This is a genomic window from Burkholderia sp. HI2714 (assembly GCF_002223085.1).
GTDB classification, from domain to species: domain Bacteria; phylum Pseudomonadota; class Gammaproteobacteria; order Burkholderiales; family Burkholderiaceae; genus Burkholderia; species Burkholderia lata_D.
This window is the reverse complement of sequence record NZ_NKFM01000021.1, coordinates 326,110-332,553: the sequence shown is the minus strand read 5'-3', so window position 1 is coordinate 332,553 and position 6,444 is coordinate 326,110. Positions and strand designations below refer to the sequence as shown.

The 6,444-nt window shown below is 61.6% G+C and carries 3 protein-coding genes and 2 pseudogenes; 3 read left to right on the top strand and 2 right to left on the bottom strand.

The features are described 5' to 3' along the window. The 3 genes and pseudogenes from CFB82_RS11685 to CFB82_RS11675 form a co-directional block, all read left to right on the top strand. The coding region (locus CFB82_RS11685; RefSeq protein ID WP_256990338.1) for a C80 family cysteine peptidase at positions 1-1,445 on the top strand (1,445 nt) is incomplete at its 5' end. 224 nt (positions 1,446-1,669) lie between these two features. After that, a pseudogene (locus CFB82_RS11680) lies at positions 1,670-2,624 on the top strand (IS5 family transposase). 41 nt (positions 2,625-2,665) lie between these two features. Further along, positions 2,666-2,797, top strand: a pseudogene (locus tag CFB82_RS11675) (helix-turn-helix domain-containing protein); the annotation flags it as partial. An 815-nt stretch (positions 2,798-3,612) separates the two neighbouring features. Here the strand turns inward: CFB82_RS11675 and CFB82_RS11670 are convergent. Both CFB82_RS11670 and CFB82_RS11665 read right to left on the bottom strand, forming a co-directional pair. Continuing rightward, entirely contained in the window at positions 3,613-5,235 is a 1,623-nt protein-coding gene (locus CFB82_RS11670; RefSeq protein WP_089484186.1) for an NAD(P)/FAD-dependent oxidoreductase, read from the bottom strand. 313 nt (positions 5,236-5,548) lie between these two features. Continuing rightward, the gene (locus CFB82_RS11665) at positions 5,549-6,352 is read right to left on the bottom strand and encodes an inositol monophosphatase family protein (RefSeq protein WP_011352522.1); all 804 of its coding nucleotides are present in this window, start codon (positions 6,350-6,352) and stop codon (positions 5,549-5,551) included. Positions 6,353-6,444 lie beyond the last annotated feature (92 nt).

Below are 6,444 nucleotides of genomic sequence, written 5' to 3'. Positions count from 1 at the left end.
AGGAAGAGGGTGTGTCGTCGCAACGGGTGGTCAAGCCCGGGCAGGTGGCGCGGGTCGAGCAGGATGAGGCGGAGTCGGGCCAGCGGAGCACGGATCGCTACGCGAAGCGGGTGATCGTGCAGCAGGGCGATGATGAGGTGACGACGCAGGCGGCCCGGAACCTGGCGGCCAAGCATGGTGACAACACGACGGTGGTGAAGGTGGGGCCGGGAGGCGAGCTGGACGGGCTGGACAAGCTCGGCGCCACGGATGGGAAGGTGAAGGTGCAGGTGGTGGGACACGGTGATCCGGAGAGTGGGAAGCTGGGTGGTGCGGATGCACAGGAGCTGGCGGGGCAGATCAAGCAGGTGAAGGCGCAGCTGGGCGAGGAAGCGCAGGTGTCGAAGGTGACGTTGGTGGGGTGCCGCACGGCGTGTGGCACGGATGAGCAGCCGAGCCTGAAGCAGCAGGTGCAGGAGGCGCTCGCGAAGCAGGACACCGAGGTGGGCGAGGTGAAGGGCCGCGAGAAATATGTGAAGGTTGACCAGGACGGGCGAAAGAGCGATACCGATGACAATGATCCGCAGGCGTTGCCTAACCCGTTGACGAAGCTTTTAGCTCAGGTCAAGGCGAAGTTTAAGAAAGATGATCCACAGGAGAATGTGGATCAAGGGAAATTTAATCGAAATGATCCATTAAGAAAAGTGCGGCGAGAGGGGCGAAAGCTCGCAGTGACGCCTGAGAATCCGAGCGGGAATGGCATGCTGGTGGATTGGGATGCTCTTGTGCCTGCACCTAGTTTAAATGACGAAATTCAAATGCGGACGTATCCGAAGTGGGCTCCCGATGATCGGTATATTTTATCATCAGACTCTGATGAGGTGATCAGGGGGGGGGTGCGAAATGACGCCATTGCACACCGAATCCCTGTTGAAAATATATTTACAATGAGGGCGAACGGAAAAACTACCGGGAAATATATTGAGGAATTTGGCGAATCCTTGAGTTCTTTGTCGCTTCAAAGCCGACTAACTCTGGAAGGACATGGCTCAACAGAATCGTTCGAGGACTATAGTGCAGCGGACCTGGCGCGATATCTTGATCATCGGGGGCTTAGAGAGGTGGGGGTGTTGAAGCTTAAAAGCTGCTTAACGGGCAAGTGTGGCTATATGGAAAATCTTGTTGGTGAACTTGACAAGAGATCCATAAAGGTTGGATATGTATCGGGATATGCGTCAACTATATCGGATATGCGCTACCATGTGGGCGATGTGGAAAGAGGATCTTTCGTTACTCTACTGTGGCAGGAGGGGCACCCTTTTCAATCGGCGTCTTTTTCCCAGAGAGTTATTAAGGGAAATGTGGATGTTGCTTTTCCGGGGACCCGCTATAATAGGCAGGGGGCGCATCTCACTACACACAAGTCGTCGGACGCCCGCCCAGCAAGGCTCCAGGAACGTCATTAGTCGATCGAAAGTCAGCCAGTTTTCGTCGCGAAGCCCCGCTGGGCAAGGCTCTTACTGGGGCAAATTCTATCTGGGTAAAAAGATGTGTGTAATGCGATGGGGGGCGTTGTTGCATTGATCGGGTGGGCACGCGGCCGGTTGACGTTTACGCACAACAGTCGGTCCGACACCCCTGTTAACGATTCGGGTTCCTGCGTAGATTCTCGATTTTTGGCTTCGAGAAGATGCGAAGGAACAGGAGCAAGAAGTGCGAGCCAAAGGCGCGCTACCGTGTCAGGAACTGGTCTGCCTACAACGCCGGCCTGATCAACCGAGGTAACGTCACGATGTGGATCGATGAAGCTGCCCTTGCGGACATTCCTGACGCCGAGCCAACGCGCGGCCGTCCGCGTCTGTACAGCAATGCGCTGATCCAGGCGCTGCTGGGCGTCAAGACCGTGTTCCGCTTGCCGCTGCGTGCGTTGCAAGGCTTTGCGCAAAGCCTGCGCGCGCTGGCTTTCGCCACCTTGCCCGTGCCGAACTACACGACGCTTTGCCGCCGTGCGCAAACGCTTGAGGTCCAACTGCCGATCATCCGCGATGGCGAGTCGATCCATCTGGTGGTCGACAGCACCGGTGTGAAGGTCTACGGCGAGGGAGAATGGAAGGTTCGCCAGCATGGCTATTCGAAGCGGCGCACGTGGCGCAAGGTGCATCTCGGGCTCGACGCGAACACCGGTCAGGTGCGTGCCGTGCTGATGACGCATCAGGATGTCGCCGACGGTGACATCCTGGCCGAACTGCTGAACCAGATCCCGGAGGACGAGTTGCTCGATGTCATCGGTGGTGACGGTGCCTACGACACCAAACCGTGCCATGCCGCGATCGCCGCGCGCGGCGCAACGCCATTGATCCCGCCGCGCGAAGGCGCTGCTCATGCCCGCGAATACATCGGGCGCGACGTGGCGCAATGACGCGGTCGATACAATCGCCCGACTCGGTCGCCGCGAATGGAAGAAGGACAGCGGCTACCATCGGCGCTCGCTCGCGGAGAACGCGATGTATCGCTTCAAGACGCTCACGGGTAACTGCTTGTGGGCACGACGCACCGAATCGCAGGCAACCGAGGTTGCCATCCGCGTGGGCGTGCTGAACCGCATGGCCGACATCGCACGTCCGCAATCCTTCCGCGTTGCCTGACGCCGTGAACATAGGAATCGCTTCGCCCTCATACTCGACTTATGCAACAACGCCGTTTGGTGCACATGTATCATGAGACCGGCAACGCCGGTCTCGTGTGCGCGCGTTGTGGCATCTCTAGGCCAACGCTTCGCAAGTGGCTGCGTCGCTACCAGGAAGCGGGAGAGGACGGGCATGACTGACCTCGCTCGTCCGCAATCCGTCCGCATTGCTTGAGATGATGAGCATAACGGCTACTTCACCATCAAGATCGATTTATGCAACAACACCGGAGTTCGCAGCACATCCGACTCCCGCCAATCGAGGCGTTTAGCGGCTACGATATCAACAGCGACGAACAGTTCAAGGTTGTGTACCGTCTGTCGAGAGATTCAGGTGCCGGCAGTTAAGACAAGCTAAGGCGCGGGTGTGGCTTTCGAATCAAAGTAGTGTCAGTTAGACGCAAGTACTCACGTTTTCAAAGCGGTCAATTCGGGCGGTTGATTGGCGGAAGTTGTTGATTTTATTTGGCTTGTGACGGCCTGCAAAGCCGTTGAGGACGGTTCGATTACGGCTGCACCTCCTGAAACAGCCCAGCTTCGGCGAGGCTTTTCTTTGACTGCACTTGTCATTAGGCGACATGCAGAGACGCGGTGATGCGAGATGGTTACCGATTCCTGCGAGGGTAAGCGTAGGTCTTGGCGTAGGTTTGCGTGCGGAGCCTTGTCAGATAAGGTGCAGGTACTGCTGCATCATCGGGGTATGGCCGGCGAAGGCGTCGGGCGACAGCGTGGTCACAGGTCAGGCGTGAAGTTGTTGCTTGGGTTGCCCGAGTTGACCAGTGGCTTCGGCATGCACGCGCGAAGTTCGCCGTTCGGCCAGGTTGCCGGAGATTGCGCGACCGGCGGCGATCGTTCTCACGCTGCCGTCCGACCGCGCTCCTGGCCGGCCATGCGAAAGTCGGCGCCGCTCAGGTGGAGAACCTTCGCGCGCCGACTCGTTTCGTACATCAGGCCGCTTGCCCCGATGTCATGCGGAGCGCCACCGCCTGCGCGACTTCGATCCCGTCGATGGCCGCCGAATAGATGCCACCCGCATACCCCGCACCTTCACCCGCCGGATACAGCCCCTCGACGTTCATGCTCTGGTAATCGTCCTTGCGTCGAATCCGGATCGGCGACGAAGTGCGCGTCTCGACACCGGTGAGCACCGCATCGTGCATCGCGAACCCGGCGATCTTCTTGTCGATCTCGGGGAGGGCTTCGCGGATCGCTTCGATCACGTAGTCCGGCAGCGCGGTGCTGAGATCGGTCGGGTTCACGCCCGGCTTGTACGACGGTTCCACGGAGCCGAGCGACGTCGACGGCCGGCCGGCGATGAAATCGCCGACCAGCTGGCCCGGCGCGCGGTAATCGCCGCCGCCGAGTTCGAACGCGCGCTCTTCCCACTTGCGCTGGAACGCGATACCGGCCAGCGGCCCGCCGGGATAGTCGTCCGGCGTGATGCCGACGACGATGCCCGCGTTCGCATTGCGTTCGGCGCGCGAATACTGGCTCATGCCGTTGGTGACCACGCGGCCCGGCTCGGAGGTCGCCGCGACCACCGTGCCGCCCGGGCACATGCAGAAGCTGTAGACGGCGCGGCCATTGCTGCAGTGGTGCACCACCTTGTAGTCCGCCGCGCCGAGCTGCTTGTGGCCCGCGAACTTGCCGAAGCGGCTGCGATCGATCAGCCCCTGCGGATGTTCGATACGGAAGCCGAGCGAGAACGGCTTGGCTTCGATATAGACGCCGCGATCGTGCAGCATCTGGAAGGTGTCGCGCGCGCTGTGGCCCACGGCCAGCACCACGTGGTCGCACCGCAGCGTGTCGCCGTTCGAGAGCTTCAGCGAGCGTACCTTGCCCTGATCGATCTCGATATCGTCGACCCGCGTTTCGAAACGCACTTCACCACCCAGTTCATGGATGGATGCACGCATCTTTTCCACCATGCTGACGAGGCGGAACGTGCCGATGTGCGGCCGGCTCAGATACAGGATGTCGTCCGGCGCGCCTGCCTTGACGAATTCGTCCAGCACCTTGCGGCCATAGTGGTTCGGATCCTTGATCTGGCTGTACAGCTTGCCGTCGGAAAACGTCCCGGCGCCGCCTTCGCCGAACTGCACGTTGGATTCGGGGTTGAGCACACTCTTGCGCCACAGGCCGAAGGTGTCCTTCGTGCGCTCGCGCACGGCCTTGCCGCGTTCGAGGATGATGGGGCGGAAACCCATCTGCGCGAGGATCAGCCCCGCGAACAGGCCGCACGGCCCCATGCCGATCACGACCGGGCGCAGGAAATTGCCGTGCTCGGGCGCCTTCGTGACGAAGTGGTACGCCATGTCGGGCGTCACGCCGCAATGCGGCTTGCCGGCGAGGCGCTTGATCGCGGCCGCTTCGTCCGTGACTTCGACATCGACGATATACGTGAGCTTGATGTCGGCGCGCTTGCGCGCATCGTGCGCACGGCGGAACACGGTGTAACGGAGGAGCCCGTCCGCGGCCACGCCAAGCTCCGCGAGGCGCGCGCGAATCGCGGCCTCGAGCGCGCTTTCGGGGTGGTCGAGGGGGAGTTTAATTTCGCTTAGCCGTAACATGGTGACTCGGATGCGATTGCCACGGCGTCGTGGCAGTGTGGATACGGTCGGGGCCCGGCAGGCCGGCGGTGTGGTCCGCCGTGCGGGCATGCCGGACGCAAACCCATCATTGTCATTGCGGGAAGGGCCGTGCAAGCGGAAGCACGCTGACCGGCCCGAACAACTCAAGCAACTTCAGGATAGGCGCACGAAGCGACCCTTGTGCGGGAAGATTGTCCCGCCTCCCGGCAACCGGGAGGCGAACGGCGCGCCGTCATGACGATGCCCGCGAGCGGTATGCGCGAAAGCCGCGCCATGCAGGCGCGGCCGGGGCTTACTCCGCCGCCGGATGCACGCGCGTGTAACCCTTCAGGATCGGGATCATCTGCGCGTAGATCTTCGGGTTCGCGGCGACGATCTCATGGCGATGCAGGAAATCGGCGTCGCCCGTGTAGTTGCCGACGAGGCCGCCGGCCTCGGTGATCAGCAGGCTGCCCGCTGCCATGTCCCACACGTTGATGCCTTGTTCGAAGAACGCGTCGAGGCGGCCGGCCGCGACGTTCGCGAGATCGAGTGCGGCTGCGCCCGGACGGCGCAGGCCCGTGCAGGCCTGCGTCATTTCGGTGAAGAGGCGCGCGTAGGCATCGAGGCCGTCCTTTTCGCGGAACGGGAAGCCCGTGCCGACCAGTGCGTCCGACAGGCGGTCGCGGCGGCCGACGCGGATGCGGCGGTCGTTCAGGTACGCGCCGCGGCCGCGGGTGGCCGTGAACAGGTCGTTCTTGTTCGGGTCGTAGACGACAGCCTGCGTGACGACGCCCTTGTGCTCGAGCGCGATCGATACGCAGTAGTACGGGAAGCCGTGGATGAAGTTGGTCGTGCCGTCGAGCGGATCGATGATCCACTTGAATTCGGATTCGTTCTCCGATTCGCCCGATTCTTCCGCGAGGATCGCGTGGTCGGGGTAGGCGGTTTTCAGCGTCTCGATGATCGCGTCTTCGGCGGCCTTGTCCACTTCGGTGACGAAGTCATTCTGCTGCTTCTTGCGGATCTCGATCAGGTCGAGATCGAGGGACGCGCGATTGATGATCTGTCCGGCGCGGCGCGCAGCCTTGACAGCAATGTTGAGCATGGGATGCATGAGCCTGGATCCTGTAGCCGGCGGCACGGGCCGCCACGAAGTGGAACAACCGCCCGGCACGGCGCAAGCGTGGCAGGCGAGGTGAGACGCGA